Source organism: Clostridium sp. DSM 8431, assembly GCF_900116755.1.
Taxonomy (GTDB): domain Bacteria; phylum Bacillota; class Clostridia; order Clostridiales; family Clostridiaceae; genus Clostridium.
In genome coordinates this window covers 1-3,197 of the sequence record NZ_FPBY01000254.1, presented here as the reverse complement: position 1 = coordinate 3,197, position 3,197 = coordinate 1, and the positions used below count along the sequence as shown (strand labels likewise).

The 3,197-nt window shown below is 29.0% G+C and carries 4 protein-coding genes; all 4 read left to right on the top strand.

What is annotated here, in order from left to right; all coding sequences use genetic code 11:
* The first annotated feature begins 102 nt into the window (after positions 1 to 102).
* The 4 genes from BM384_RS18735 to BM384_RS16320 are packed head-to-tail and all read left to right on the top strand — an operon-like array spanning position 103 to position 3,069.
* The gene (locus tag BM384_RS18735; protein ID WP_347455100.1) at positions 103 to 996 is read left to right on the top strand and encodes an MMPL family transporter; all 894 of its coding nucleotides are present in this window, start codon (positions 103 to 105) and stop codon (positions 994 to 996) included.
* Positions 977 to 2,071 carry an MMPL family transporter gene (locus tag BM384_RS18730; protein ID WP_347455099.1) on the top strand — a complete coding sequence of 365 codons (1,095 nt, stop codon included), beginning with the start codon at positions 977 to 979 and terminating at the stop codon, positions 2,069 to 2,071. The genes BM384_RS18735 and BM384_RS18730 overlap by 20 nt, the downstream gene beginning before the upstream one ends.
* 5 nt (positions 2,072 to 2,076) lie before the next feature.
* Complete coding sequence (locus tag BM384_RS18725; protein ID WP_347455098.1) at positions 2,077 to 2,199, top strand: hypothetical protein; 123 nt, start codon at positions 2,077 to 2,079, stop codon at positions 2,197 to 2,199.
* A 12-nt stretch (positions 2,200 to 2,211) separates the two neighbouring features.
* On the top strand, positions 2,212 to 3,069 hold the full coding sequence (locus tag BM384_RS16320) for a hypothetical protein (protein ID WP_090015219.1): 858 nt from the start codon (positions 2,212 to 2,214) through the stop codon (positions 3,067 to 3,069).
* The last annotated feature ends 128 nt before the right edge of the window (positions 3,070 to 3,197 follow it).

The window sequence follows — 3,197 nt, the reverse complement described above, 5'->3', positions numbered from 1 at the left end:
AGATAAGAAAATTAATATCAATTTAGACATGTAATGTTCGTTAGAATAGTAAATAGTTTTCTATCAAATGTTACAACTAGATTATACAAGGGGATGTTGTTTTTGAAAAAATTTAGCAGATTTATTTCAGAGCATAATAAACTTGTGGTGATAATTGGACTATTCTTATTAATACCATCTATATTTGGTTATGCAGCAACAAAAATTAATTATGATATTTTAAGTTATCTACCACAAGATCTAGAATCTACTCAAGGGGAGCAGGTTCTAGATAATATTTTTTCAGATGCATCTACAGGAATATTAATTGTAGATGGAATGAATGGAAAAGATATAGACAAACTTAAAGAAAAGATAAAAGGGATAAAGGGAGTAAGTGATGCTGTATGGTTATATGATGCATTAGACCTTAGTATACCAAAAGATATACTTCCAAGTGAAATAAGTAATAAAATTTATAGTGATGATGCTACAATGATGATAATTAAATTTAATAATTCAACAGCATCAGAAAGTACTTTAAATGCTATAGGGGATATAAAGAAAACTATAAATAATCAGTGCTATTTAAGTGGGATGTCAGCAATATTTAAAGATACAAAAGATCTATCAGATAAAGAAACAGCTTTATATGTTTTAGTTGCAGTGGCATTATCTATATTAATTTTGTTATTATCAATGGAATCAACAATTGTTCCTTTTGTATTTATGATTTCAATTGGTTTTGGAATAATATATAACATGGGAAGCAATATTCTTTTTGGAGAGATTTCATATATAACAAAGGCCCTAGCTGCAGTTCTTCAATTAGGTGTAACTATGGATTATTCTATTTTCTTAATGAATAGATATGATGAAGAACTTAAAAAACATGATTCAAGGCGTGAAGCTATGGCAGAAGCTATCAGTGCAACTATGCTTTCTATTTTCAGCAAGTTCTCTGACAACAGTAGCAGGTTTTTTAGCTTTATGTACAATGGACTTAACATTAGGTAAAGATATAGGGCTTGTAATGGCTAAAGGAGTGCTTATAGGGGTAATTTGTTCAGTTACAATATTACCAGCCTTTGTATTAACATTTGATAAATTAATTCATAAATTTAGACATAAAACAATAATACCTACCTTCGATAAAGTAAGTTCTGTAGTAGTTAAGAACTATAAATTTATTATTATATTATTTCTATTAACTATGGTTCCAGCCTTTATTGGTCAATCTAAAGCAAAAGTATACTACAATCTAGATGAAACACTTCCAAAGGACACCCCTTCAATAGTTGCCCTAAATAAGATGAAAAATGATTTTAATATGATGACAACACAGTTTTTGTTAGTGGATGATGATACTGAATCTTATAAACTTAAGAAAATGTCAGATGAAATTGAAAAGGTAGATGGAGTAAATGCAGTTATTTCTTATGATAAATTAATAGGTGCAGGTATTCCTGAAGACTTTGTCCCTGAGAATGTTAAAGAAATATTTAAACAGGGTGGTTATAATATGATTATCGTAAATTCTTCATATAGATCTGCATCTGATGAAGAAAATGCTCAAATTGATAAGATTAATTCTATAGTTAAAGAATATGATGAAAGTGGAATGGTAACAGGGGAAGCTCCGCTAACAAAAGATTTAATAGCTGTTGCTGATACAGATTTTAAGAATGTATCTTTGGCCTCTATATTAGCAACATTTGTTATAATTTTAATTTCTTTCAAGTCAATAAGCATACCAGTATTATTAGTTGCTTCTATAGAATATGCAATATTTATTAATATGGGTATTCCATATTATACAGGAACAGTTATACCTTTTGTTGCAAGTATAGTAATTGGAACAATTCAATTAGGAGCCACAGTAGATTATGCAATACTTATGACTTCTAGATTTAAGGAAGAATTAAATAACGGATATCCTAAAAAAGAAGCATTAATAATTGCAGTTAAGGGAAGTGCAAGATCAATTGCTACAAGTGGATTAACATTCTTTGGGGCTACAGGAGGAGTTGCTCTGATTTCAGACCTTGAACTTATAAAGAGTCTATGCTTTTTAATGGCTAGGGGGCATTAAAAAGTATGGGTGTAATAATTTTAGTATTACCATCATTCTTAATGGTATTTGAAAAGACAATTACAAAAACAACTATAGGCTGGAGAAAGAATAATAAAAGTAATGAAGAAACAATAAGTGCAATTTAAGGGGGAGTTTTTATGAAGAATGCTATGTCAAGAAGAGTCATTGCATTAGTTATGATTGGCTCAATGGTTGGAACAACAACTACTCAGGCTTTAGAAGTAAAGAAGGATGAATCTGTATATGTTAATTTAAATTCAGATGGTGAGATGGAAAAGTATACAGTATCAGATTGGATTCATAGTGATAAAAGTGGAAGTGTAGTTTATGATAAATCAGAACTTAATAATATAAAGAATGTTAAAAGTGATATTAAGCCTAATAAAAGTGGAGAATCTCTAATATGGGATATGGAAGGAAGCGACTTGTATTATCAAGGAACTACAAATAAGGATATACCTATAGATGTAAATATTAAGTATTATTATGAAGATAAAGAAATAGAACCTGAAGATTTAGCTGGTAAGTCTGGAAAAGTAAAAATAGAGATTAATATAAATAATAAGAGTTCTAAGGAAGTAGAGATTAATGGGAAGCAAAGAAATATTTATACTCCTTTCTTAGTTGCAGGTGAAATATCTTTTCCAAATGATAAATTTTCAAATATAACTACAGATGGAGGAGTAATGATATCAGAAGGAAACAATGATATGGTGACTTTTACAAAAACTCCAGGTCTTAAAGATAGCCTAGAGTTTGATTCAATTCCTTTTGACAAAAATTTAGAAAAGTTTGATAAGATAAAAAAGATGACAGATGGAAAAATTACAGTAGAAGCAGATGTAGAAGAATTTTATTTAGGACCAATAATGATTATGGCAGCATCGGATAGTTCTATTCTTGAAGATTTAGATTCTGCCTCTAATTTAAGTGAATATAGAGATATGTTAAGTCAGATGAAGGATAATTATGACAAAATCATAGAGGTTAAGTAGCAGTTACAAAAATGTTATAAAACCTTAGAAAAATGTACTAAAAAATAACAAACTTCAGAAATAGAGATTTATAGATTTGTCTAATAACCTTTAGATGTTTATTAATGATATCACCTCACTAATATGTC